General features: G+C 41.7%; 26 protein-coding genes. 14 read left to right on the forward strand and 12 right to left on the reverse strand.

Annotated features, from left to right (window positions below; translation table 11 throughout):
- Positions 1-161 precede the first annotated feature (161 nt).
- Entirely contained in the window at positions 162-1211 is a 1050-nt protein-coding gene (locus ACR5KR_RS12405) for a hypothetical protein (protein ID WP_448266731.1), read from the reverse strand.
- 477 nt (positions 1212-1688) lie between these two features.
- Between ACR5KR_RS12405 and ACR5KR_RS12410 the strand changes: the two genes are divergently transcribed.
- From ACR5KR_RS12410 to ACR5KR_RS12440, 7 genes are all read left to right on the forward strand, one after another.
- Positions 1689-3617: an alpha-amylase family glycosyl hydrolase gene (locus ACR5KR_RS12410; protein ID WP_445626276.1), complete on the forward strand. Its 1929-nt coding sequence runs from the start codon at positions 1689-1691 to the stop codon at positions 3615-3617.
- Between the two features lie 268 nt (positions 3618-3885).
- Entirely contained in the window at positions 3886-4320 is a 435-nt protein-coding gene (locus ACR5KR_RS12415; protein ID WP_448266732.1) for a DUF29 domain-containing protein, read from the forward strand.
- A 369-nt stretch (positions 4321-4689) separates the two neighbouring features.
- Complete coding sequence (locus tag ACR5KR_RS12420) at positions 4690-6264, forward strand: CPBP family intramembrane glutamic endopeptidase (RefSeq protein WP_448266733.1); 1575 nt, start codon at positions 4690-4692, stop codon at positions 6262-6264.
- Between the two features lie 782 nt (positions 6265-7046).
- Positions 7047-7322 carry a TM2 domain-containing protein gene (locus ACR5KR_RS12425; protein WP_289798872.1) on the forward strand — a complete coding sequence of 92 codons (276 nt, stop codon included), beginning with the start codon at positions 7047-7049 and terminating at the stop codon, positions 7320-7322.
- A gap of 183 nt (positions 7323-7505) precedes the next feature.
- Entirely contained in the window at positions 7506-7697 is a 192-nt protein-coding gene (locus ACR5KR_RS12430) for a hypothetical protein (protein WP_448266734.1), read from the forward strand.
- Between the two features lie 214 nt (positions 7698-7911).
- Positions 7912-10527 (forward strand): heavy metal translocating P-type ATPase, encoded by a 2616-nt coding sequence (locus ACR5KR_RS12435; RefSeq protein WP_448266735.1) that lies wholly within the window; start codon positions 7912-7914, stop codon positions 10525-10527.
- Between the two features lie 247 nt (positions 10528-10774).
- Entirely contained in the window at positions 10775-11212 is a 438-nt protein-coding gene (locus tag ACR5KR_RS12440) for an FHA domain-containing protein (RefSeq protein WP_445626269.1), read from the forward strand.
- An 80-nt stretch (positions 11213-11292) separates the two neighbouring features.
- Here the strand turns inward: ACR5KR_RS12440 and ACR5KR_RS12445 are convergent, their stop codons facing one another.
- Together ACR5KR_RS12445 and ACR5KR_RS12450 are read right to left on the reverse strand one after the other, a co-directional pair.
- On the reverse strand, positions 11293-11640 hold the full coding sequence (locus tag ACR5KR_RS12445) for a hypothetical protein (protein ID WP_322693640.1): 348 nt from the start codon (positions 11638-11640) through the stop codon (positions 11293-11295).
- A 33-nt stretch (positions 11641-11673) separates the two neighbouring features.
- Positions 11674-12126, reverse strand: a complete 453-nt coding sequence (locus ACR5KR_RS12450) for a hypothetical protein (RefSeq protein ID WP_448266736.1) — start codon at positions 12124-12126, stop codon at positions 11674-11676.
- 157 nt (positions 12127-12283) lie between these two features.
- Here ACR5KR_RS12450 and thyD point away from each other — a divergent pair, with 157 nt between their 5' ends.
- On the forward strand, positions 12284-13204 hold the full coding sequence (gene thyD / locus ACR5KR_RS12455) for a thylakoid membrane protein ThyD (RefSeq protein WP_445626267.1): 921 nt from the start codon (positions 12284-12286) through the stop codon (positions 13202-13204).
- Positions 13205-13319: 115 nt separating this feature from the next.
- On the opposite strand, the gene ACR5KR_RS12460 is transcribed toward thyD, so the two are convergent.
- The 3 genes from ACR5KR_RS12460 to ACR5KR_RS12470 all read right to left on the reverse strand — a co-directional run bounded on the left by ACR5KR_RS12460 (position 13320) and on the right by ACR5KR_RS12470 (position 14625).
- On the reverse strand, positions 13320-13565 hold the full coding sequence (locus ACR5KR_RS12460) for a hypothetical protein (protein ID WP_094352470.1): 246 nt from the start codon (positions 13563-13565) through the stop codon (positions 13320-13322).
- Positions 13566-13760: 195 nt separating this feature from the next.
- Positions 13761-14183, reverse strand: coding sequence for a tetratricopeptide repeat protein (locus tag ACR5KR_RS12465; RefSeq protein ID WP_448266737.1), 423 nt, complete (start codon positions 14181-14183; stop codon positions 13761-13763).
- Between the two features lie 85 nt (positions 14184-14268).
- Positions 14269-14625 carry a HesB/IscA family protein gene (locus ACR5KR_RS12470; protein WP_445626264.1) on the reverse strand — a complete coding sequence of 119 codons (357 nt, stop codon included), beginning with the start codon at positions 14623-14625 and terminating at the stop codon, positions 14269-14271.
- 320 nt (positions 14626-14945) lie between these two features.
- On the opposite strand from ACR5KR_RS12470, the gene ACR5KR_RS12475 reads away from it, so the two are divergent.
- The 5 genes from ACR5KR_RS12475 (at position 14946) to ACR5KR_RS12495 (ending at position 21407) form a co-directional block, all read left to right on the forward strand.
- Positions 14946-16577 carry a DUF6930 domain-containing protein gene (locus tag ACR5KR_RS12475; protein WP_445626263.1) on the forward strand — a complete coding sequence of 544 codons (1632 nt, stop codon included), beginning with the start codon at positions 14946-14948 and terminating at the stop codon, positions 16575-16577.
- 2018 nt (positions 16578-18595) lie between these two features.
- Positions 18596-18772, forward strand: coding sequence for a CopG family transcriptional regulator (locus ACR5KR_RS12480; RefSeq protein WP_292857258.1), 177 nt, complete (start codon positions 18596-18598; stop codon positions 18770-18772).
- Between the two features lie 276 nt (positions 18773-19048).
- Positions 19049-20488 carry a 9,9'-di-cis-zeta-carotene desaturase gene (zds, locus tag ACR5KR_RS12485; RefSeq protein WP_448266738.1) on the forward strand — a complete coding sequence of 480 codons (1440 nt, stop codon included), beginning with the start codon at positions 19049-19051 and terminating at the stop codon, positions 20486-20488.
- Between the two features lie 88 nt (positions 20489-20576).
- A complete protein-coding gene (locus ACR5KR_RS12490; RefSeq protein ID WP_322701381.1) occupies positions 20577-21020 on the forward strand; it encodes an SRPBCC family protein in 444 nt (147 codons plus the stop codon).
- A 102-nt stretch (positions 21021-21122) separates the two neighbouring features.
- Positions 21123-21407, forward strand: coding sequence for a hypothetical protein (locus tag ACR5KR_RS12495; RefSeq protein WP_445626261.1), 285 nt, complete (start codon positions 21123-21125; stop codon positions 21405-21407).
- On the opposite strand, the gene ACR5KR_RS12500 is transcribed toward ACR5KR_RS12495, so the two are convergent.
- The 4 genes from ACR5KR_RS12500 to ACR5KR_RS12515 all read right to left on the reverse strand — a co-directional run bounded on the left by ACR5KR_RS12500 (position 21389) and on the right by ACR5KR_RS12515 (position 24446).
- Complete coding sequence (locus ACR5KR_RS12500) at positions 21389-21607, reverse strand: type II toxin-antitoxin system HicB family antitoxin (protein ID WP_445626260.1); 219 nt, start codon at positions 21605-21607, stop codon at positions 21389-21391. The genes ACR5KR_RS12495 and ACR5KR_RS12500 overlap by 19 nt on opposite strands.
- 246 nt (positions 21608-21853) lie before the next feature.
- A complete protein-coding gene (locus ACR5KR_RS12505; RefSeq protein WP_448266739.1) occupies positions 21854-22090 on the reverse strand; it encodes a 2Fe-2S iron-sulfur cluster-binding protein in 237 nt (78 codons plus the stop codon).
- 148 nt (positions 22091-22238) lie between these two features.
- Positions 22239-23723 (reverse strand): cobyric acid synthase CobQ, encoded by a 1485-nt coding sequence (gene cobQ / locus ACR5KR_RS12510; RefSeq protein WP_448266740.1) that lies wholly within the window; start codon positions 23721-23723, stop codon positions 22239-22241.
- A 318-nt stretch (positions 23724-24041) separates the two neighbouring features.
- Positions 24042-24446 (reverse strand): Npun_F0494 family protein, encoded by a 405-nt coding sequence (locus ACR5KR_RS12515; protein ID WP_448266741.1) that lies wholly within the window; start codon positions 24444-24446, stop codon positions 24042-24044.
- 194 nt (positions 24447-24640) lie between these two features.
- Between ACR5KR_RS12515 and ACR5KR_RS12520 the strand changes: the two genes are divergently transcribed.
- Complete coding sequence (locus tag ACR5KR_RS12520; RefSeq protein ID WP_448266742.1) at positions 24641-25078, forward strand: peroxiredoxin; 438 nt, start codon at positions 24641-24643, stop codon at positions 25076-25078.
- A gap of 77 nt (positions 25079-25155) precedes the next feature.
- Here ACR5KR_RS12520 and ACR5KR_RS12525 read toward each other — a convergent pair whose 3' ends face one another.
- Both ACR5KR_RS12525 and ACR5KR_RS12530 read right to left on the reverse strand, forming a co-directional pair.
- Positions 25156-25554 carry a hypothetical protein gene (locus ACR5KR_RS12525; RefSeq protein ID WP_445626256.1) on the reverse strand — a complete coding sequence of 133 codons (399 nt, stop codon included), beginning with the start codon at positions 25552-25554 and terminating at the stop codon, positions 25156-25158.
- Between the two features lie 39 nt (positions 25555-25593).
- A complete protein-coding gene (locus ACR5KR_RS12530; protein WP_448266743.1) occupies positions 25594-26481 on the reverse strand; it encodes an ABC transporter permease in 888 nt (295 codons plus the stop codon).
- Positions 26482-26486: the final 5 nt, after the last annotated feature.

Below are 26486 nucleotides of genomic sequence, written 5' to 3' on the forward strand. Positions count from 1 at the left end.
GGGCGAATATACTCTGGTGAAATTAAATATGCGTTATCCAGAATTCTTGTAGAAGAGACGTAGTACTGCTACGTCTCTCCATTCTGATGTCTAATGCCAGCCGATGCATTGATATCGCAGAATCCTGCCAAATTTACTTCGCTACTTTATGAAATACTCTACTAAGTGAACTCTATAGTCTCAACAAACTCTAAAATACTTTCTTTGATGTCTTCAGCCTCTTCTTCAAGAGAATCGGGAGTTTCACCATTAATAAAACTGTGCTGACTACTAACTATATACAAAAATTCACCACTGATAAAGGTGAGCAAACCCCGGTACGCATCTAATCTGATTGCAGTTCCATTATTTTCTTGCTTAGAAATTGTGGAACCTTTGGGCATATCAATTAACACGTAGTAAGCGCCTCGCAAAGTATTTTCCAGATATTCGGTATATTCCACAGAAGCATCTGGTACATTGGCAAAAATCGCTTGGGGTACATACTTGTCTACTAAAATTGTTTGTAAATATTCTTCTTGACCAACAGACTCCAATTCCTCTAACTGTTCTAGGGGAAAAGGATAATAATCGATTCTCAGTAAAGTACCAATGTCATCAGAAAAGCCAACTACTCCTTCTTGGCTTTGAATTCTACCACCCTGCTGCGGATCGACCGGAATCGGTACGGTAAAATTACCTAAAGGAGATTGATATGTCTGTTCGCTAAAATCTTCGATGACTACTGTCTCATCTTCATCGTCTGCATATTCTTCATCTTCTGCTTCTTTAAAAGCTGCAATTACTTCCTTGATGATTTCCTCTGCTTCTTCATCTTCCAGTTCTAAGGCTGCTTGTAGCTTTTTCAGGTAGATTTGTTTCGATTTGGGGATGGCGAGGTCATCGTCTAAAAGCACTATTACCCCAGCGGCAAAACCATCTAGCACTAATTCATCTGAGAGAGATACTTTGGCGGCATTAAACAAAGGCCCAATTCCCTCTTCTTCGGCAATGGAGATGAGTCTATCAACTATTTCTGCAATATCATCTTCTGAGTATTCCTCGAAAACCTCGAATTCCCAGAGGATACCCGCCAAGCTTTCTGCATCTACCTCTTCAATAAATGAATCAGCGATCGCAGTCACAGTTGCGATCGCCGCCACCGCTTCTTCTGGACTTAGTGATTCCTCTGATGTCTTTGGTGAATTAAAAACCTTGTCATATTTAGTCATAATTGCTACCTAAATTAATTCCTTGATAGTAATAACAGATTGAAAGTGACAATGGTCAGTTTACCAATGGAGCGAATCTTCTAGAGAAAAAGTTGGCTGATAGTGGTCGAGTCAGTATTACTCAGGTGTAACTAAACCTTATTGACAACTAATCTCCAAGGAGTTGAGGTGTTCTAAAATCTTTTCTCGAATATACACCTAAGTACGAGATAAACTCAGTATTTACTACAGGTTAGTTTAATTAAATCTTGTAAATTTTTGTAACCCAGCAATTATCTTTAATAACCGCTATATTCTTTTATTTTTATCCTCTAGCAAATGAATTATATCTACCGATAGAATTATAAACTAGCTAGCGATAGATACTTACACCGTAGGCAGGATGTCACAATACCGAAGTTTGTAGCGACACACAATACTCGAAACGTTGTACTGTTGGTTCTGCAAGTGTGAATTAGATGAAATTTTGAGTTTTTTATGGTACAAACCCCACCATCTCAGTTTTCACCGGATCAATATAAAGTAGATCCTGCAAAGGAAAATGTAGAAGCTCTTATACAAGAACCGCAGTTAGATATTGAGATTGCTCTAGAGTTCCTTTACACCAGAGATATTGAATTTCGTCAGGAAACAATTTATTTTCTCGTAGTCGATCGCTTTTATGATGGCGATCCAGATAACAGCGAAGGTGCAAACTCAGAACTGTACGATCCAACTAGACAAGATTGGGGTAAGTACTGGGGTGGCGATTTGCAAGGTGTCATCGATAAATTAGATTATCTCAAAAATATGGGAGTTACCGCTCTTTGGTTAACTCCCCTGTTCGAGCAGGTTGAAGAATTATTTGTTGGCAATGCAGCGATACATGGTTATTGGACAAAAGACTTTAAACGGCTTAATCCTCGATTCATTGCGGAGGGAGAGAACCCTTCTTTAAACGCCACTCAAGAAGAAAAAAATACAACCTTCGATCGGTTAATTACAGAAATGCACAAGCGCAATATGAAGCTAGTGCTAGATATTGTCTGCAACCATAGTACACCTGATACTAGCGGTAGTAAAGGTGAATTGTATGATGATGGTGTCAAAATTGCTGATTTCAATAATGATGTCAATAATTGGTATCACCACTATGGCGAAGTGCAAAATTGGGAAGACGATTGGCAAGTACAAAACTGCGAACTAGCTGGTCTAGCAACCTTTAATGAAAATAATACTGAATATCGGCAGTATATTAAGTCAGCAATTAAACAATGGCTAGACCGGGGTGTGGATGCACTGCGGGTGGATACTGTCAAGCACATGCCGATTTGGTTTTGGCAAGAATTCACTGGCGAGATGACCAATCACAAACCAGATGTATTTATTTTTGGTGAATGGATTTATAGTAATCCCAGTGACGATCGCTCAGTGGAATTTGCCAATCACTCAGGCATGACACTTCTAGACTTTGGGTTGTGCGTGGCAATTCGAGCTGCACTAGGGCAAGGTTCAGAAAACGGATTCCAAACAATTCAATATATTTTCGATCAGGATTATCGCTACAAGGGGGCAACAGAGCTAATTACTTTCATTGATAACCATGATATGTGCCGTTTCCAATCGCTGAATCCCGATCCAGCGATGCTGAAGGTGGCGATCGCCTTAATTATGACCTGTCGCGGCATTCCCTGCATTTACTACGGCACAGAACAATATCTGCATAACGATACTGATGGCGGTAACGACCCATATAACCGCCCAATGATGGAAAATTGGGATACTGAGAGTGAGATTTATCGTTGCATCAGGCTGCTGTCTGGCTTACGACGATTGAATCCAGCCGTTTCAATGGGTAGCCACTGGCAAAAATACTTAACAGCTGATGTTTACTGCTATGTACGCCGCTATCGTGACTCTGTGTGTTTTGTCGCTTTAAATCGGGGAGGAGAAGTTACTTTACCAGAAGTAGAAACAGAATTGCCCGATGGCGAACATACCTGCGTGGTGACTCGCAACAAGTATGAAGTGAAAGATGGCAAGATTTATGACCTAGTACTAGAAGAACGGGGAGTGATTGTTTTCAGCCACGTTGGCGAACGGATAAAAGGACAAACAATTGTCCGCGTCCAACTCAATGGTGTGGAGACCAAACCTGGTGAAATCATTGTGGTGACAGGAGATTGCCCAGAGTTAGGTAACTGGGATATCGGCAAAGCCTATCCCTTAGAGTACATCAACACCAATACTTGGTTTGCTGAAATTCCCTTTAATGAGAGTGCCGGAAATCTCATAGCTTACAAATATGCCATGTGGCGGGAAGGGCGATCGCCTCTACGCGAAAATCTCGTAAATCGCCGCTGGGTGATTGCAAAAGAAGGTACTGTCAAATGGCGTGATACTTGGGCATCGGGAAGAGAATCGTAGAAATATGCAATGAGGTAGAGTGAAGGATTAAAATTTTGATTCTTCACTCTTCATTATTTTTGAATTTTGAGTACTAAAAAATACACAACTTGAAATTAATCAAAGGAGTAATTGCTAGATTCCTTTTGGAGGATTAAATAGGACAGCATAAATAATTAAAGGTTTGTAGTCAGCGCTTTCGCCCTACTTTGTTTGTAAAATGTCTAGTAAAGCACTGCATTGAGCAAAAATAGGCAAAATGCTGCTGAAAACAAAGGGGTAACTGTTGATGAGTAAAACTACACTCTACAATCAGGACTTTCTGGTGTGGACGCAGCAACAAGCTGAGTGTCTGAAGAAAGGACGCTGGGCTGAATTAGATGTTGAACATTTGGTAGAGGAACTAGAGGCTTTGGGTCGGAGTGAACAAAAGGAACTTGGAAGTTATTTACAAGTGCTTTTGATGTACTTACTCAAATGCCAATATCAACCACGAAAAACTAAAAGTTGGGTTAACACAATCTCAAACTGCCAAAACCAAATTCAAGATTGCTTGGAAGATACTCCCAGCTTGCAGCGCCTTCTAGAAAACTGGGAGTGGATACAGAAATATTATCGCCGCGCTCGTAGAGACGCAGTAAATGAGACTCAAAAGCCAATAGAAACTTTTCCCCTTGAGTGTCCTTTCACTATGGAACAACTTCTCGATTCTGAATTCCTCTAAGTACAATTTTGCTAAAAAGCGTAGCGTTTTTAATGCAGGGGGATGCAATAACATTGTATCGGGATGCAATGGCATTGTAAGGGCACGCATTAACATTGTATCGGGATGCAATGGCATTGTAAGGGCACGCATTAACATTGTATCGGGATGCAATGGCATTGTAGGGACACGCATTAACATTGTATCGGGATGCAATGGCATTGTAGGGGCACGCATTAACTGTATATTTAACATCGTGGGTGCATAGGCGAGCATTTACCGCAGGCATCGCAAACTTATAATATTGATGATATCTATCCACCTCTGACTTTTTATTGCGATAATTCCCAAGGGGGACGCGCTCTCCACTGGTCAGTTAAAGGGGGATAGATGACACTCAAGCGGTTGGTTTTATTTTTTGTGATGACGCCGATAGCAGTTCTGTTAGCAGTTTCGGCTTTATTCGGTAGTTGGCAAGAACCTCAATTTCAAAGTCGTTTGGAACTATACCAAACAAATATTGCTTTACAAGCTCAAGCTTGGCAATCAGAAGATAGCGGTGATGACAAACTCCAGGCGATTCGGGAAGCAATACTTGGCGAACAACCCCTAGAAAGCGCTACAAAGCAGTATCAGGAGGCGCGTCAATCAGTTCAAGCTAATTTAGACAAAGTTAACAATAAACTTGCACAATTACGCTCTCAAGCGGAAATAACTCCCACACCTCCGAAACCTCTACCGGACGCTCCTCCCACTATTAAAACTTCTAAACAGGGACAGCAACAGTTACAGCAGTCTTTTGAGCAATTACAAAAATTACTGGCTGAATTAGACCTGCGCTTGGGAATCTTACAAGCACAGCAGGGACAGACGGATACAGCCTTCAAGACTTGGAGCGAATTACAACAACGCTCAGATATTAATCCAGGGTTTGGGGAAACCGCCGCTGTATTGACTGGACTATGGAGCAATCCTCCGCGTATCCTCCCAAATGCTCAAGAACCAATTCAAAAGAATTTAGAAGGTTGGTTTCGCTCTACTGCTTTGGTTAAGTTATACCAACTCCAGCAACGACAAGATGCGTTATCAGCAGTAAAAGCCGCACAACAAGAATCTTCTGCTCAAGCAGTGATTAAATTGGCAGTTATTGGCACTATTCCCACCTTGGCAGCTTTAATTGGTCTAATACTGCTGATTTTATTATTTGCTCAACGCTTGTTGAAAGGAAAAGCCTCGTTATTAGCTCAAAATGCTGATATCCCTTGGTCAACGCCTTGGGGAGGTGAAACGGTTTTGCAGGTTTTTATCATCGGCTTTTTCTTCATGGGGCAAATTTTTGTGCCCTTAGTAATATCGTTGCTACCCATTCCGCGTCCCATTGTGGATGTGCGACTTCAGGCATTTTCTGTGTTGGTTAGTTACTTCTTGGTAGCATTAGGTGCGCTGTTAGTACTGTATTTCTCTCTCAAACGCTTTTTTCCACTACCAGAATTCTGGTTTCGCTTCCGTTTTCAAGATAACTGGTTTTTGTGGGGACTGGGAGGTTATTGCACGGCTTTACCAGTAGTTGTGGTGGTATCTTTGATTAATCAGCAGCTATGGCAAGGACAGGGTGGGAGTAATCCTCTGTTGCAATTAGCCCTGGAAAGCCAAGATGGTATCGCACTTGGTATATTTTTCTCCACAGCGGCGATCGCAGCTCCATTTTTTGAAGAAATCCTATTTCGCGGTTTTTTGTTACCCTCTCTAACTCGTTACTTACCCGTGTGGGGATCGATTCTGATTAGTAGTTTGTTGTTTGCGATCGCTCACCTCAGCTTATCGGAAATTCTCCCCCTGACCGCATTGGGCATTGTGTTGGGAGTGGTCTACACGCGATCGCGCAATCTCCTCGCTCCTATGCTTCTCCACAGCCTTTGGAATAGTGGTACACTGTTAAGTCTGTTTATTTTGGGAAGCAATTAATACAAGTATAGTACTGTTGCCAAAAACAGAAATATCTGATTTTATCTCCATAGATAGAGACAATTTACTAGTAACAATTGGTTATAAGCATAAATACTAGCTGAAAACCCAATTAGGATAATGGCAAAAGCAAATTAAAGAATGCTATTAACATAGACAACAAACTATCTAGTTAAGCATTTATTCTGATTCAGGTAGATTTTAGCCATTTTTCGAGATGTTAATTGTCTTCTTGAACCATTTTTAGCTGTCATAAATTGGAATGCAATTCCGGTTTGCGCTCATGGAAGTGGGGATCGGTAACTAAAAAACGGTTAGCAAAGATATAGAAGATGCCTTTTGCGCTTCTAGACTCTCACTAGCCACACAGTTGTCTTGCCATTGGTGCGATGGTATTTCACATTCGCTGGAAGCATCGCAAAAAAATCCGGAAATAATACTGATGGACTTGTAAAAAGTGGTGTATGTAGCAGCTTTTGCTGATTATTTAAGATTGATTCTGCTCAAGATAAACGCCTGAGCGAAAAATCTGCAAAACTGCTGCATCAGGGTTTGCGATCGTCAAATCCAGCAAAAGTTATCAAGGAGCGCCAGTTCGGCCTATAGCGCAAGACATCTTGGCGTCTCCTCTGGAATAAAAGCACGCTGATTTTAATTATTCATCTTGAGACTTACTCAGACTGAAAAAATTAAAAATCTATTTATTAAGCAAGTAAATGTATTTGCTTCCATTACAATAAAGACTTTATTTTTATACTCACTTATCAAGGAGCAGCACTTATATGGCAAATCTTAACCCCAGTCACCCTACCAAACAACTTCTAGCTGGTTACTGTGGCATTATTCTGGGAGCGTTTGGGGTTCATAAGTTTATTCTAGGATACGCTTCGGAAGGCTTTATCATGTTAGTGATTTCTGTCGTTGGGGGTTCTTTTACCTACGGCGTTGCTTTGTTAGTTATGCAACTTGTAGGTCTAATTGAAGGCATGATCTACTTAAATAAATCCCCTGAAGGATTTGTAAATACTTATTTTGTGAATAAGCAGGGCTGGTTCTAGTGCAAGAATAGCTTTCTTACTGAAAGCTGAGGATGATAACCGCTACCAAGTTTAGGATTGCAGCAAAAGCGCAGGGATAAAGGTTAGCAACCAAAAAAAACATCCTTTTTCCCTTTCGCTTCACCTTTTACCTTTAACAAAAGTTATACAGCACTTTTACCTTCTATATTTATTTTTATTAATATGCTCAATTTCAAACCTAAACAGCTTAACTGGGCAATCTTCTTCTTGTTAGGCTTAGGATATTTCAGCGTTATATCTCATTTAGAAATCAACTATTTCTTCAAAAACCTGATTGCGATCGCGCCAATACAGGTGGCAGCAATTATTTATATCACTTATAGACGTTGGAAATGTCAACCCCCTGTAGGGTAATTTCAAATTTCAAATTCAGAACCCTACAGAAAAATCTGAGAACTTGGAACGTTGAATTAAAATGCAGCGATAGTCTTGATGCTCAACGAAGTACGATAAATTAATAATTTTAATATGGTTGACATTGAGTCATAGTTCCATATTTAGCCTACGCTCGAATTAGAGACGCTTTTAGTCAGGCGTTGAATTTCTGTAGCGAATCTAAACACAAGCCATGCAACTTGTCCCGAAAACTAAGCCAGCCCTAGAACCTGACCCAATCCTAGAGAAGATTATTTTAGATGTTGGGGGTATGAAGTGTGCTGGGTGTGTGAACGCAGTAGAGCGACAGCTGACCCAACATCCAGGAGTCAAGAGTGCCTGTGTGAACCTGGCCACAGAGGTAGCAGTTGTAGAGTCAGAAGTTGGTGCAATAGATGCAGATGCACTGGCACAGCGATTAACAGCCGTTGGATTCCCGACTCAACCCCGAAAAGCTAATGGCACAGTAGCAGGCGAAATATCAACCTTACCAGATCCAGCAGAACGACAACGCCGAGAAATGCGTTCTTCTCTATGGCAGTTAGCGATCGCAGCAGTATTGCTGATATTGTCGGGAAGTGGACATTTTGGTAATCTTGGTAGCTCAGTGCTGCCAGTCCTAAATAACATCTGGTTTCACTGTGGACTAGCGACAGTAGCACTGTTAATTCCCGGTCGTCCAATTTTAGTAGATGGCTGGCTGGGCTGGCGGCGAAATGCGCCTAACATGAACACCCTAGTAGGATTGGGAACGCTGACAGCCTACATTGCTAGTTTAGTAGCACTGCTTTTTCCCCAATTGGGTTGGGAGTGCTTCTTTGACGAGCCAGTAATGATGCTGGGCTTTATTCTCTTAGGAAGGACATTAGAGCAACAAGCTAGAGGTCGTGCGGCGGCTGCATTTAGGAAATTGCTAGCACTCCAGCCACTCTTAGCGCGATTGATAGCCAATCCAGAGAAAGCCGGAATGGATTCTTCTAGTGTTGAGATTCCTGCTGAACAGGTGCGTGTCGGTGAATGCTTACAAGTGCTGCCAGGTGATAAAATCCCCGTTGATGGTGAAGTGGTGGTTGGTCAAACAACGGTTGATGAATCAATGCTAACCGGGGAAGCAGTGCCAATAATCAAAAAACCAGGAGATATGGTGACAGGGGGAACACTAAACCAGTCAGGAGCGATCGCTATTCGGGCAACCCGGATTGGAAGTGATACAACTCTAGCTCGAATTGTCGCCTTAGTAGAAGCCGCTCAAACTCGGAAAGCACCAGTACAGAAATTAGCAGATACAGTAGCTGGTTACTTTACCTACGGAGTACTAACAGCATCTGTCTTAACATTTTTCTTTTGGTATTTTTTCGGTACTCACATCTGGGCTAATATCACCATGTCTGGTGATATGGAAATGATGAGCCACGCTACACATGAAGCCCACCACGGGCTAAACGCCCCGCTACCGCTAACAGCACTCAGCACTCAGCACTCATCACTCCTAATCAGTTTAAAACTAGCGATCGCAGTTATGGTAGTCGCTTGTCCCTGTGCCTTGGGACTTGCCACACCAACAGCCATTCTGGTTGGAACTGCTATGGGCGCAGAAAGAGGTTTGTTAATCAAAGGTGGCGATGTTTTAGAAAAAATACACCAGTTAAACACCGTAGTATTTGATAAAACTGGCACTCTTACCACAGGTAATCCCATAGTTACAGATTGTCTGCTAATTGAGGAAATGGGGAATGGTGAGTGGGGAATAAGGAGTAGTCAACCTCACTCACTACTCCCGTTCGGCTACGCTCACGGCAAGCCTACTCCCGTTCGGCTACGCTCACGGCAAGCCTACTCCCTAATCCAACTAGCAGCCGCCGTAGAAAGCGGTACTTACCATCCTCTAGCAAAAGCGATTCAACAAGAAGCACAACGGCAACAGTTATCTATTCCAGAGGCTGTAGACTTTCACACGGAACCAGGGCTAGGGGTATCTGCTGTGGTAGAAGGCACAGTTGTATTGTTAGGTAACTGGGAATGGTTGAGTTGGCACGGCATTGCCATTAACGAAACCGCACAACAGTTAGCACAGGATTTGGCAACAGATGGTAAAACAGTCGTTTGTGTCGCAATTGGCGGAACTTTCGCCGGACTAATTGGTGTTTCTGATACCCTTAGATCGGATGCTCGATCCACTGTAGACAAATTGCGTCAGATGGGCCTACGGGTAATGTTGCTCAGTGGCGATCGCCAAGAAGCAGCTAGCGCCATAGCCAAACAATTAGGATTAGATAGCGCTGATGTAATCGCAGGTGTTCCCCCAGCTAAAAAAGCGGCGGCAATACAAGCACTCCAGTTAGAAGGGACAAGGGGACAAGAGGGACAAGGAGACAAGGAGGCAAAGAAAACTCTTAACTCCTCACTTCGTAGAGACGCGATTAATCGCGTCTCTACACACTCAATAATTGCAATGGTAGGAGATGGAATCAACGATGCTCCAGCTTTATCTCAAGCTGATGTCGGAATTGCTTTACACTCCGGGACAGATGTGGCAATGGAAACTGCTGAAATTATTTTAATGCGCGATCGCCTAAACGATGTCGTCGAATCTATTCAGCTTAGTCGCGCCACATTCAACAAAATCCGCCAAAATTTATTCTGGGCTTTTGCATATAATACACTTGGCATTCCTTTAGCAGCAGGTGTTTTATTTCCTAGTCTGGGTTTTGTGCTTAACCCATCTGGTGCTGCTGCATTAATGGCTTTTAGCTCTGTTAGCGTCGTCACCAACTCAATATTATTACGGCGATTTGCTCATCGCCCGTAGAATACTCCTTTACATATTCAATTTGCCACCACAAATCTTGGTTATCAAAGCACAATTCAGGAGTCAGTCGTCAAATTAAAACACTTACCAAAGCTATCATAGCTACTGGAGTAGAACGGCCATGTTCTACTCTTTCAAGGTATTATGCAATTTTAAAGCTTATTTAGATTAGCACCACAAACTTATGGTGCGCAAAAATGGCAAGATACGATACTAAACAAAGTTTAATCAATTACAGTTCCACGATTTGTCAATGGCAGCAGAAACCAATGAAAACCATCTACTAATTATTGAAGACGATCAAGGTCGCAAAGAATTTTCTCTGGAGCACCCTGTCTACTCTATTGGTAGAGACCGCGAATGTAATATCCGTTTGATGTCGCAGTTTGTCTCCCGCCGCCATGCCACATTAGTGAGATTGCCACGAGAGCATAATAGTCATAGCTACTATTACCGGATTGTAGATGGCGATGCCAAAGGTAAGCCTAGTTCCAATGGTTTGATGATTAATGGACGCAAGATACCAGCCCACGATCTCAAAAATGAAGACGAGATCGTTTTTGGGCCTCAAGTACGTGCCATTTATTACCTTTTAAGAAACACTCAGCGTTTAGGACAAACGGATTCGAGCGAGTACGACATTACACTGATAAACCCCGGTATGGCCGAGGATTTAGAGGACTAGGAGAGTGAATTATAATTACCAATCACAGTCTGGTACTCCCACGGTTTGAGTCCGTGGAAGTATCAATTCAATCACCAAAACTATCCTGCAATACTTTCAATCAAATGCCAATGGCGGCTACTTTCAATAGCTTGCTTGATTAACTCAAACATTTGTCGGCAGTAATTATCTAGGTGAATTGGTAGTTCTTCATTTTTAATCACAATACTCATCCGGGTTTCTGTTTCAGTAGATTTTGATTTGTCAATCAGTACTTCTACTGTTATTAATTTAGGAAAAGGAACATTTCCAGGAACCTCACGACCGATAATATATTCGGCTGTGTGATACTGAATATCCAACTGACAGTCCTGTAGAAGTTCTACAAGTAACGGCACCAGATGGTCACTAGGAACAGAAATAATAAATGAACAGGTATAGCGAGCCATAATAGCCCCAAGCCTTGCAACACTCCGTCCATCCTATAATACCGAAGTATCTAAATATAAAGTCATTAAAAAATCAAAGTTTTTGAGAGCAGGTATTACCAGATATACAGTCAGTGAGGAAGCAGGGGGCAGGGGGCAGGGGGCAGGGGGCAGAGGAGCAGAGGAGCAGGGGGAAAAGTTCCAAGCTACGTCTGCAAGTATCAAAGGCTGATTAAAGGAGTTCAAAGCCTCATTAATGAGTATCAAAGCCTCATTAAAGGAGTTCAAAGGCTGATTAAAGGAGTTCAAAGCCTCATTAATGAGTATCAAAGCCTCATTAAAGGAGTTCAAAGGCTGATTAAAGGAGTTCAAAGCCTCATTAATGAGTATCAAAGCCTCATTAAAGGAGTTCAAAGGCTGATTAATGAGTATCAAAGCCTCATTAATGAGTATCAAAAGCTCATTAAAGGAGTTCAAAGCCTCATTAATGTATAGTGACACTAACATTGCATTCTAAAACATATCTCCTCTGCTCCCCCGCTCCTCGGTCACTGAGCGTAGCCGAAGTGCTCCTCTGCTCCTCTGCTCCTCTGCCTCCTGCCTTCTTTGGTAAGCTGAAAGTTCGATCGAAAACTTTACAATAAAGGTTTGGCTGAGGTAGAAAATGAAAGTCGCAATTACCGGAGCAACAGGATTTGTCGGTAGTCGTTTGGTACAACGATTACACAAAGAAGGTCATAAGATAGTAGCATTAACTCGGAATACCACTTTTGCTCAAAAGGTTTTTCCATCTGAGGCTTTTCCTAATGTAGAAATTGTTGCCCATACACCAAATGCATCTGGTTCTTGGCAAAGTGTCATTGCTAGTTGTGATAGCGTAGTTAATTTGGCAGGAGAACCTATTGGTGAAGGACGCTGGACACCAGAACGGAAACAAGAAATTTTCAATAGCCGAAAGTTAGGTACACAAAAAATAGTTGAAGCAATAGCCAACGCTAATCCTAAACCATCAGTGTTAATTAACGCTTCAGCTATTGGCTACTACGGCACCAGTGAAACGGCTACCTTTGATGAAACCAGTCCATCTGGTAACGATTTTCTTGCCCAAGTCTGCCAAGCCTGGGAAGCTGAAGCGAGAAAAGTAAAAGATGCTGGTGTGCGACTAGTAATTCTGCGTTTTGGGATTGTCTTGGGTAATGGTGGTGCTTTAGGTAAAATGATTCCGCCTTTCAAACTCTTTGCTGGCGGGCCTATTGGCAGTGGTCGGCAGTGGTTCTCATGGATTCACGTAGACGATTTAGTTAACCTGATTTTGCAAGCTTTAACTAAACCGGAAATAGAAGGCGTATATAATGCCACTGCTCCCAACCCAGTTAGGATGGCAGATTTAAGCCAAACTTTGGGACAAGTGATGAATCGCCCTTCTTGGTTGCCTGTTCCTGCTTTTGCGATTGAAGCTCTTTTAGGAGACGGGGCAATAGTAGTTTTAGAAGGTCAACAAGTTATCCCAAAACGCACTGTGCAAACAGGCTTTGAGTACAAATATCCTAATTTGCAATCGGCATTAACACAAATTCTTAATTAAAAGGGAGTGGGGAGTAAGAATTTTAGATTTGAGATTTTGGATTTTAGATTGAAATTTAATCCAAAATCTCAAATCCAAAATCCAAAATTGAATTGCCCCATACCTGATTTTTTGACTATTGGCTAGAAAGAAATTTTTTGGAAACCCAACTGATAATACCGCTGAGAATTGCACCGCCCATGAGAATGCCAATTGCGGGGTTAAACAAGGGTTGCCACAGTTGATGCCACAAATCCAAACCCAGGTTTACTCCTGCGGCATCACCGATCGCAGCGATCGCTAACCAGCCAAAGCCAAATAAAACCAAAAAAACATCGGCGACTAAAACCATGTTTAGCCAATTTAACAATTTATCTTTCATGATTGGATTGGGTACTGGGCATTGGGAATTGGGCGTTAAGAGTGCTGAGTTAGGAGTTAGGAGTTAGGAGTTAAGAGTTAGGAGTTTTGTTTATCTCCTTGTCCCCTCATCTCCCTCATCTCCCGGTTGGTGAGCGCAGTCGAACCACATCTCCCCCTGCCCCCCTGCCTCTTAAAAGTCCCCACTCCCCATCTTTTATTTTTCAAACAGCCAACTTTTGACTTTTGTTAAACTTTGCCAATCTGGTTTTCTACTTAAACCGTCCTCAATACTATTTTTTATTTCATCACTCCATTCTTCGTTGACAAAAATCAAATGTTGTGCTATGTCAATATGTTCCCGCAAACCTTTTTGCTTTGTTTCCAACATTGCTAAGGCGAGATTGATTCTAGCTTGGGGATCTTGTGGATTTAGCTTGACTGCCTTCTGTCCGGCTTTGTAAGCCAAATTGGGTTTGTTATCGAGTAGATACAACCACGCTAAACAAACCCAAGCTGCACTAGTTTTAGGAGCGCGATCGCACACTTCTTTAAATACAGGGATTAAAGATTCTGCTGATTCTCCTGCTTTATAGCGTTCTAAACCTGTATCAAACAGGGATTCAACTGTATTAGTCATTGGTCATTAGTCATTGGTCATTAGTCATTAGTCATTAGTCATTGGTCATTTGTAAAAGACAAATGACAAATGACAACTGACAATATTACACCCCAAATGATTTGCCGCAACCACAAGTTTGATTAGCATTGGGGTTAGTAAATTGGAAACCACCGCCAATCATAGCATCGCTGTAATCAAGCATTAAACCGTAGAGATATAACAGACTCTTGCGATCGCTGACAATTTTGAAGCCATCATAATCAAAAACTTCATCATCAGGAGCGATCTTGCTGGTATCTTCAAAGTCCATCATGTAAGACATCCCAGAACACCCACCCTGACGCACTCCTACCCGTAAGCACAAGTCTGTGCCTTGCTTGTCCCGGAGGGATTTTACCTGGTGCAATGCGGCTTCGCTCAACAGAATTCCGCGTTGTTGAGCTTCAATTGCTTGTGTCATCTGCTTTTCAACTCCTTAATTAGTATAAGCGTTACCCTATATCGGCTTGTAATGCTTCTGGGTTGCTCGTTAAGTGTTTTTGTATTCATTCTAGCGGCTTAGATGTTGCTAGATACCAAATTGTAAACACTCCGTCAAAAGTAGCCAAAGATTTTTATTCTAGAATTGAGAGACTCAATGTGTTTATACATTCGGTATTCTTAAAATTCAAGCCTTACGGCAGCAACAGAAGCAACCACCCTTCAGGTGCAGCCATAAAAATTTAATCCGAGGCTAGCTAGCCCCCAAAGTTTACTTCCAAATTGCTTCTTTTGATTTCTATGACAAGTTTTAATCGCTCTACCAGTCGTCGGTTGAAGAAATTAACTCAAATTCCTTCTGTATGGGAGGGCGATCGCCGTCCGTTGTCATCACCAAACCAGCACTCAGACTCAGAGGCAAAGGGAGAATGCATTCTTTGGGTAGATTACTCTCAAGGTGTTGTTCGAGGAATGGACGTGGTAGCTTCTGATACCGGCCCAGAAGCAATAGTTCGCACCTTAATGCAAGCAATGGAGCATCCCCAAAGTCCGGCAAGACCTGCTAGACCCCAAAGAATTGTAGTCAAAGACCGCGAGATCCAATTTTACCTGCGGGGAGTGCTGCAAGATTTGGATATCGCTATTGACTACGCACCAGAACTGCCTTTAATTGACGAACTATTTCGGGGATTCGCCGACATCCTCGATAGTCAAACCCCCGATTTACCCCCACAGTATGCGCAAATCTTGCGAGAGAAAGCATTTGCAATTTGGCAAGCAGCACCTTGGGAATTTTTGGAAGAACAGCAAATTTTGTCAATCGAGATTAATCGGTGGGATGTTGGCACACTCTACGCCTCAGTTATGGGAATGCTGGGAATGGAGTATGGGATTTTGTTTTATCGCTCAGAAGAGTCTTTAAAACAGTTTCGCGCCGCAGTTTTAACGGATGAAGAATCAACAGAGCATCTAGAAGAAGCGTTCCTTAAGCAAGATTGCCTGTTTCTCACTTTCGAGAGCGTTGACGAAACCGATGAAGATGAGAATGAAGAAGATGATTTGGCGGATCTGCCATTATCAGAAATTGACCCTACTTTTGGTAACATTCATCCTTTAGAAGGGCTACGGTCTGTTTTGTATGACGAAGAAGCATTGGTAATCTTGGTTGCGATCGAAAGCCTGAGCCGCTTTATTCGCGATCACCGTCGCCAACTTCACGAACACATTTTCCCAACTCTGAGCCGTCGCTATCGCATTTCTCTACCGCAGTCGGAAGAATCAACTAAATCAGTGTCGGTAACAGTCTCTACCATGCCGCAGTTAGCAGCAGAATTAGAGGAAATGGCAGGCTTTGGTATTGATGACGAGGAGATTAACAACCCTGATTTCCAATCATTGCGAGATGACTTGATACCAGAAGATTCCTTCCTCAGCTTAGGTGTAGTGTCCTGGGAAATGTTGGATTCTCTACGAAAGGGGGTCAGCTACCACCAGGCTAGTGAAATCAAACAAGTGGGTGACGGTTTGCCGGTGATTCTAATTCAAACTTCCCGGCCCAAGGCGAAGACTGTAATTGAAAGAATTGAAGCAGCGGGCGGACTAAGAGCAATTTGCTTTAATCCAGGTGCCGATCCTTTTGATGGCGATCGCTACGACTTAGGTTTATTGCAAACTCAAAATGGCGAATTGTTCCTATTCGGGGAATTTTTAGATGAAGATCCGATTCATGTCGAAGCCCGAAAAAAATGGAATCAGCGGTGTAAAAATACTAAGGGCTACTGTGGCTTAATCATTGCCAAAGGACTAACGGGAGCCTCCCGTGGCAATCCTCAGTTACGAGATATGATGGCTTTGTTTGAAGGGCGATCGCTTTCACCTAAAGATTTAGGTATTGGCACTCTCCAACTGATGCCCCAACTTAAATTTGAGTAATTGTACGAATTGCCGCAATCCTCAATCTCAAATTATCGGTATGAGAAATTAAGTTGATGTGTATTTGATTGATTAAAACTGCATTTGAGAGGGAAAAAGGGAAGGCTTTACCTTTTAACGTTTACCCCTGTTCTTTTTACCAACAGAGTGTTGATTCACCAGTGCTGAGTACTGTCTTACCCCATAGCAAAACGTGGGGATGAAAGTAAGGGCGCATCATTGACAGCAGATTTCCAGGAAAGTGAATTAGACAAGCTAAGTCTGTTACCTAAATATCAAGCGTGTTTTACTCCTGAATTCAGAATTCTGAATTCAGGAGTAACTGTTTCAGGGAAGTAAACAGGTTCAGGATTTTCACTTTTGTATATACCCCAATACAATTCAGAATGAGCAACAAAACCCAGATGTAGACAGGCGTTTTGTCGCGTCTTGAAAGACCAATTGTCTACACCACTAACCCTTAACTAAATCCTATTAGTATGCAACCCATCCCTGGTAGGTAGTCTTTTAAGTAGAGGCAGAGTATTTCCGGTTCTACTCAGTCTTGGCGATCTGCGTACCTATCAGCATGCGGCACTTTTTCATGAATATTCACGTATATGTCAATACGAATACGCGACCAATCTTAAGAAGCTAACTTTACCTAAATTTCATGAAGTACCTATATTTTCATAGTTTTCTAGTTATTTTATCTAAGTTAGCTAAGTATAAATAACTACAACACACTAAAATTTTATCTCCAAACACTGCTTGAATCAAACCTAACTGATGCATTGAGATATTAAAATCTTTTTTTTAACTGTTATATATCAATATCATTAAGCAAAAGTTCAGATAATATGTTTTTCTTTGTAATTTTTTTATAAAGGATAAAAAATAGGTTTGCTAGTGTCTAAATGAAGATTATTTAAAGTGCGTAAATAATAGCTATAATAAACACAATGCTAAAAAAAATAAAATATACGATTCTTTTTACGGGTATACTTACCAGATAAAAATAGTTGTGACAAAAATTTTCTTTGCAGGAATTTATATCTTAGCTTACAGATGAGGAAAAATTTTTATGTCAAACTTCTAACGCCCTACTTGGCTAAAAAGGATTTATATAACCTCTAGATAAATGAAGACGATAAATCGTAAAAATCTTGCTGCTTTCAAAGCAAACTATATCGCTAGAAAGAAGATAAAAAAGATGGAATATTTTATAACATTCTGACGATGATTTATTGTAAAAATATGAAACAAAACTAAAATCTTATCGGCAACAGTCAAATAACATCACATATATTCTGGATGAATTCGTCTGTGTGAAATTACAGATGTTGTTGTCAAAAATTACCAAGATAATTGGCAATTTAGACTCAGTAGACTGAGCGTTGTCCTTTTTTTTTCGGGCTACTATATTGACAGTGAAAAGCAATCAGCTTGATCGAAGTAAGCCAAAATTGATAACAGTTCAAGTAGCTCTTAAGTTCTTGGTTACAGTCTGGTTAGATATAGGTGTTTGTTTTAAGGCGATCGCTTATTTGTCTACTTTCTAAGTCACTATTAACGCTCTACACACACCACTTCAACCCTCCTGTAAAGCAGCATTTCAGTATGATAATGATTTTGAAGCTTTATTTTTTGATGTTCTAACAGATGTTCTCTCTAACTGGGTTTGACGAACTTAGTTAAGAGTGAAGGTCAAATGCTTTCAATGGAGAATAACTTTGGAAATCTTCATTGAGTCAACAGTAGGTATCTTGAATTCCTTTATAAAATTTAATTGTTAGGGTTTACTCATGCTGTTAGTAGGGTTATTATCTTCAAAAGCAACGATGTGCTATTTATGCTGTCACAATAGTAACAAATAAAGTGTAGTATTTTGATTTTTTTAGAAAATGATCGATCCTTTGACAAAACAAACATTCTTAATATTAATGGTATTACTTGTTTCGTGAGACAAACTCTGATAATCTTATCGGTTCCCTCTTTAATTTAGACCCTTTCGACCATCTAAATATACAGCAGATAGCATGATAATGACAAATAAAAAATGGGCAGTTAAACGCATAACAGTTAATCTTGCAACGCAGGAAGCGGAAAAACTAGAAAAATATTGCCAACAAACAGGTAGACCTGCAACTGATGTGATTCGCGAACTGATTAGAAGTTTGCCTGTCTCCGACGACAGTAAAGATGCAAACAACTAAGAAGTGACTTTCACAACTTATCCAGAAAACTGCTTTGCCACCAAAAAAATATCTCTGATACTTTTGAGAGTCCGCTGCTATGGACAAAAGTTTGTCTAGATGATACAGACGCGTTTTGATCGCGTCTGGTCATTTACCGGAACTAAAAGAAGTAATCAAAGAGTTTTTAGTATCAATATTGGCAAGCATTAATATGCTGCTGGAGTTGATATTAAGTAGCAAATTCCGACACCAACCCAGTTACAATCTGTAAAGAAACTGAAAAGGAACGACGGAATGCGTGTTGCAATCGTAGGTGCGGGACTGGCTGGGCTAGCAACCGCAGTGGATCTAGCTGATGCTGGTTGTGAAATAGAGATTTTTGAATCTCGTCCGTTTGTCGGTGGTAAAGTTGGCAGTTGGGTTGATGGAGATGGCAACCATCTAGAAATGGGGTTGCATGTATTTTTCGGGTGCTACTACCAACTATTTGACTTAATGAAAAAAGTGGGGGTGTTAGAAAACTTACGCCTCAAGGAACATACTCACACTTTTATCAATAAAGGGGGGCGCACTGGTGCTTTGGATTTTCGCTTTCTTACAGGTGCGCCTTTCAATGGGTTAAAGGCATTTTTCACTACTTCCCAACTATCGTTGCAGGATAAATTGCAAAATGCGATCGCTTTGGGTACTAGTCCGGTAGTTCGCGGATTGGTAGACTTTAATGGGGCGATGAAAACTATCCGCAATTTAGATAAAGTTAGCTTTGCCGATTGGTTTCGCAGTCATGGTGGCAGTAATGGCAGCATCAAGCGGATGTGGAACCCCATTGCTTACGCATTGGGATTTATTGATTGCGAAAATATGTCTGCCCGTTGTATGTTAACCATATTTCAGCTATTTGCAGTTAAAACTGAAGCTTCAGTTTTGCGAATGCTGGAAGGTTCTCCATCTGAATATTTACACAAACCAATTCTGGAATATCTAGAAGCTAGAGGCACCAAAATTTACACGCGCCGCCAAGTTCGGGAAATTCAGTTTGCTGAGTCAGCCGAACAAACCCGTGTCACTGGTATAGTAGTTGCCCAAGGTGATGCAGTCGAAACGATCGCAGCTGATGCTTACGTTTTTGCCTGTGATGTTCCAGGAATTCAACGCATCCTACCCCAAGAGTGGCGTAAGTGGTCAGAATTTGACAATATTTACAAACTGGATGCAGTGCCAGTAGCTACAGTGCAGTTACGCTTTGACGGTTGGGTAACAGAACTGAACGATGGAGAGCAACGTAAACAGCTAAATCAGGCGGCTGGAATTGATAATTTACTTTACACAGCCGATGCTGACTTTTCTTGTTTTGCCGATTTAGCATTAACTAGTCCTGCTGATTATTATCGCCCAGGACAGGGGTCATTGTTACAGTTAGTGCTGACACCGGGAGATCCGTTTATTACCCAAAGTAATGAAGCGATCGCCCAGCATGTTCTCAAGCAAGTCCATGAACTGTTTCCCTCGTCGCGGGAGCTAAATATGACTTGGTACAGTGTGGTAAAACTTGCTCAGTCTCTTTACCGAGAAGCGCCAGGGATGGATGCGTACCGTCCCAACCAAAAAACACCAGTAGATAATTTCTTCCTTGCCGGCAGTTATACTCAGCAAGACTACATCGACAGCATGGAAGGTGCTACTATTTCTGGACGACGTGCGGCAAAAGTGATTTTGGAGAGTTTAAAGAAATAACGTAGACACGCACTGGCTTGCCGCAGGCTACTTCAAAGAGTGCAAAGAACGCGATCGCAAAGCATCTCGTAGAGAAGGAACAAAAGAAATGTCAGACTGGTTAGAGCATACTGTGCAGGTAGAAGTAGAGGCTCCCATAGATTTAGTATGGAGCCTCTGGTCTGATTTAGAGCAAATGCCCCGGTGGATGAAGTGGATTGATTCGGTGAAAATTCCGCCAGATAATCCAGATATATCTCTTTGGAAATTAAAAACTGGCAGTCTAGAATTTAATTGGCAATCCCGAATTCTCAAAGTTATTCCTAACCAAATTATCCAATGGGAATCGGTTGATGGTTTGCCGAATCAGGGAGCGATTCGCTTTTACGATCGCCACAATAGTAGCATTGTGAAAATGACTATTTCCTACGCTATCCCTGGCATTCTTGGCAAAATTATGGATAATTTGTTTTTGGGGCGGATAGTTGAATCAACAATTCAAGCTGATTTGGAAAGGTTTAAAGAATACGCGCTGAATGTTAAAGCTAATTGATATACATAGTAAAAACAGGCAGTAGAAAACAATGTGTATATGACACTTCTTAGAAAAGGTTATAATTTTTTATGAGTTTATTGTAAATTTTTGGAGAATTAAATGCGTCACATTAATTTGAACGTCATCAATGAATCTGGTGAAGTAAAGACACTTTTTTCAAAAGGAGCACTTTGCTTTAAAGCTGATACAGGAACTTACGATTTTTATATTGGTGGTAAATGCATAGTTTATCCACTCGGTAGGATTGCAACAATTCTGAAAGAGACTTCATCTCATGACGTTGTTGCTCAGTTTGATAATGGTGATATAGAAATTGTGAATTTGCACAATCTTTTTAGTGCAAGTCTTTTTGGTAGTTCAATTCCTTATAATCCAGCCTCATAAGATGGTTCTGGAAGTAACTCGCCTACAGCTTCGTAAGCAATAATTAGAGACTCTAAAGCTTCAATTCCATTTGCTACAGCTAACTCGTAAGTATCTCCATGAGTCCGCCAGCGTTGTCCTGGAAAATCAGGGAATCCTACTAAAAAGCAATCATCTTCATCAGACCATTGAATAAGCATTTGGTATTTAAGTTTACTCATCTTGTCTTGTTTCTTTTTCTCTACTTCCTCATCTGATATTTTGAACTTAGAGGTTAAAAAACTACCAAGATTGGGTTAGTGCCAAAAACTTTGAAATATGTAGGTTGAGTTGAGGAACGAAACTCAACATTTTCGGGGCTTTGTTGGGTTGCGCTTTGCTTAACCCAACCTACAATTTTCCTTACTCATCTTGTTTCTTCTCCTCTACTTCCTCATCTGACATTTTGAACTTAGAGGATTAAAAAATTACCAAGTAGGATCGCTAAACAAATTAATCGTCAATTTTTCGCGTGGCGGTACTCCGGTGATACAAGCGCGAACAATCTCTCCATCCTCTAATTCGACAGTGCAAGCGTGACAAGACCCCATGAGACAACCGGTGGGAATAAATACCCCAGCCCGGTCTGCTACATCTAAGAGGGCTTCTCCCACTTCGGCATCTACTGTGACATCATCTGGTAAAAAACGGACACGAACAATCATCAATATTACGCTTTTAATAGAGTTGTCATTTGTCAGTTGTCCTTTGTCCTTTGCAAATGACTAATACTTCGACTACGCCCTTCGGCTACGCTCAGGACAAGCTCAGTACAAGTGACCAATGACTAATGACATTTCAAGGGATTTTAGCTTAAGACAAAAACAGACTTAAGTCTAAATGGCTTTCAACTTCAATGGCTAGAGAGTCCAAAATCTGCTCTCGCTGTTCTCGATAGTTCGCAACACCGGTAGGCAAAGATTTTAAACCGCGCTGTTGACGGAGGCGATTTAACCAAGCCCGTCGCCAAGGCCCATTGTCAAAAAGCCCGTGGAGGTAACTACCCCACACCGATTGACAACTATCTACTAACCCTAAATTAATATCGTCAAATAGGGCATGGTACGATTGGGGATCTATGCCTTGCTGTTCGATACGCGATCGCCCTTGGTGGATTTCAAAGCCATTAACTGGCAAGCCTTGTTGGGGATAATTTGAGCTAACTTGGCGCTGACGGGCGATTTTTTGCCCTGTAATTACAGTTCTGATTGGTAAAAGATTTAACCCTTGAAATCTGCCAGCTTGTCCCTCTATCCCTTCTGGGTCAGCGATGATTTGACCGAGCATTTGATAGCCACCGCAGATACCTAAAACCGTTCCCCCAGAAGCAGCGTAGTTTTGGATCGCTTCTGCCATACCGCTCTTTTGCAGCAATAGCAAGTCAGCAATTGTAGTCTTTGTACCTGGGATAATTACGGCATCAGGATGTCCCAAATCTTGCTTAGGGCTTAAGTATTTAATTGAAACTGTACTTTCTGATTCCAGTGGGTCAAAGTCGGTGAAATTGGCAATTCTTGGTAAGCGGATGACGGCAATGGTGAGGTCAGTTTGGGCTTTATTCGTGGACGATTGACGTTCTAGCAGGTCAAGAGAATCCTCTGCTGGAAACATTTCTTGCAAGTAGGGTATAACACCGATAACGGGGATACCTGTGCGTTCTTCTAGCCATTTTATCCCCGGATCTAAGAGCGATCGCTGCCCTCGAAACTTATTAATTACTATACCTTTAATTAAAGCGCGTTCATCTGGTTCTAATAACTCTAGGGTTCCAACGACATGGGCAAAAGCACCACCCCGGTCAATATCAACTACTAATATGGTTGGTGCATTTAAATGTTTTGCTACCCGCATATTAGTTAAGTCGCGGTGCTTGAGGTTAATTTCCGCAGGGCTACCGGCACCTTCACAAACCACCATGTCAAATTCTGTTCCTAAATGCTGTAGCGATTCTTCAATTGTCCGCCACCCCAGTTCAAAATATTGCTCGTAGTAATCTGAAGCACTGACTTTACCTACAGACCTACCTTTAATAATTACTTGAGAAGTCATATCCCCTTGCGGTTTGAGTAGAATTGGGTTCATTTCTACCCAAGGCACGACTCCCGCAGCCCAAGCTTGCACTGCTTGGGCATAGCCAATTTCTCCACCACTGGCAGTGACATAAGCATTTAAAGCCATATTTTGACCTTTAAAGGGAGCCACTCGCCAACCACGCCGCGACAGAATGCGACAAATAGCTGTAGTTAAAAGTGATTTCCCTGCATGGGATGTTGTCCCCACCACCATAATTGATTTCATAGTTGCTATCATTTAGTTTTTCAAGATACAGGGTTAATTTTGAGAGCGAACAACAGGGGAGCAGGGGAGAAGAAATAATACACCATGCCCAACACTTTTCTACGAGAGGCTGCGCCAATGGCAACATCTCACAGTAAACAGTTCGACAGAGCTACCTGTAAAAACCTGCCGAACTGCTCAGTACAAGTGCCCAATGCTCACCATAACCATCACAAATTGCAATTAGATGGTTATGGTAAAGACTTCATGAATAGATGTGATGTTTCCGTATATATTGTTCCCTTTGATTCCCTAATCCTAACTCTTGGATTTTTTATTCTAAAAAGGTATCCGTAACCAACGAATTACAGAATCATACAAACGATCGCGCCATGAAGGAGTACGCCAATTTTTTCCCTGGTACTGTTCTACTAACTGGCGTCCCAAGGGAGTGAGGCGAAAACTATCTGTAATTCCCTGACCATCAACTTCTCGGCGCAATACACCTACTTGAATCAACCACCCCAAAGCGTCATTACAGGCTAATTCTGATAAAGGGCGTTTAGTATAGCCCTGCTTGAGTCCATTTTCCAGGGCGATCGCAGTTAATGACACACTCTGGTGTCTCATCACTTCAAATAAAGATACATTAAAAGGCGAACACACTAGCGATCGCTCGGCTCTTTCTACTGTGCTTTGAGGATAGACAAAAATATTTGGGTTTTGGGAATCAACAGCAGCCATTGTGTATTGGTATAAATTTTTCTTCTAACAAAGATTAATTTAAGAATATATTTTTTCTTGTACCAAATACCCCATTAAACCAAAATTAGTTACCTAAAGTGTATTTATCCTATTTTTTAGTAATTATATTTAAACATTATAAATTAATGTAAAATTTCAAGTGCATCAACAATCTGAAACAGGAAAGGTTAATTATGCCTCTAGCAGTTGGTACGGATGCACCTGCATTTACCGCCAAAGATACAAACGGCAACACAGTCTCGCTATCTGATTTGAGAGGGAAGACGGTTGTTTTATATTTTTACCCCAAAGATGACACGCCAGGCTGCACCAAACAAGCCTGTAGTTTCCGGGATGCCCAGTCTGAATATCAAGGTAAAGATATTGTCATCTTGGGAGTGAGTGCAGATGATGAAGTCTCCCATCAAGCATTCACCCAAAAATATAATTTGAATTTTCCCCTACTGGCTGACACCGACAAATCCCTCATCAAAGCTTTCGATGTGGATGGCGGTGGTTATGCCAAGCGCGTCACTTACGTAATTGACCCCAGCGGCAAAATTACCCATGTTGACGCCAATGTAAATACCAGCAACCATGCTAACGATATTTTAGCTGCACTTGGGCTGTAGTTTTTTACCTGATAATTCAGGTTTTTTTTAATAGTTTCAGCCCCAAGCCTCTAGAGACTTGGGGTTCTTTGTTTGATTCAGTTACCTGATGGTGGTGTAATCAATGGTGGCGTCACTGATGGTTGTCTAACCGTTGGCAAACTGAGGGTTGGTTGCTGTTGTTGACCTTGAATTAGTTTTTGCTGCCTTGCTTTAAAGGCTGCTGCTGCTGAGTTTAGTTCTTCGTTCTGTTGGTTAGAATCCCAGTTGAGAGTCCCGAAATTTGCCCGATGAATCAGATCGAACATGTTGAAATTGTCTGAATTGGAACGGGCGAAAGGATCGGTATTTTGGTCTGTTGTACTATTACTGGGGAAAGCATCCGTTGGGCTGCTGATTTGAGCAGAACTTGGTTGAGCCGCGAGCAAGGAAGCAAAGCTAATTCCTGCTGCCGTAGCTACAAAGAGTCTAGTAATTTGTAAAAATGGTTTTTTCATGGGTTTTGACCCTACCTAAAATTGATCTATTTTATCTTTTTAAGCCAGAGTACGCCGCAGTTGGGGTTGAATACTCAGCAAGGCGACTAAGGCAAAGCCAAACAACACCAGCAACGCTCCCCCAAAGGTAACATCGCCCCAAGGAGCCTGCATCACTACACTACCTAGTCCCCAATTATTGTGGAAATAGAGATAGCGAATTGGTTCGATCGCATAACTGAGAGGATTTAGAGTAGCTACAACCTGCAACCACTGAGGCATGAAGGATAGGGGTGCTAAAGCAGTACTCGCAAACAATAGTGGTAGGTTAGTGACAAAAATCACTGCAATCAATTCAATATGTCCGGGTAAAGCAAAAGCTAAACCGAGGGAGATGGCTGTTACACCCAAAGCTAAGAGTAAGACAATTAAAGCGATCGCACTTAAACCAGCTATATTGGGTAGTCCTGCGCCCAAAAATGCTGCTGCTGCAACAATTACGGCTGCTTGCAACAAACTTTGGCTGATGATGAAAATGGCTGAGGCAAAGACAATGGAAAACCGCGATGCCAACGGTGCTACCAGCAAACGATTCAAAAAGCCGAACTCGCGGTCAAACATTACAGGTAAACCAGCATTCAGCGCCCCAGCAAAGGCTGTAAACACAATAATGCCAGCCGCCAAAAATTGACCGTAATTTGTTGTATTGCCAAATATACCCTTGGGAGCATTTTGGAACAAAGCACCAAATAGCACTAACCACATTACTGGTTGAATAATTCCAGCAACCAAAGATGAGGGACGGCGTTGCAACTGAATAAACAAGCGACGAGTTAAAGCCAACGTCTCTTGTACCAATTCACCGAAAAAGTTAGGTGCAGTATTAGCATCAGCTTGCGGCGATGCTAATTGCTGCCAATTGATATCAGACTTAGGAGTAACACTCATAGCAA

The organism is Nostoc sp. DSM 114159, assembly GCF_053470285.1.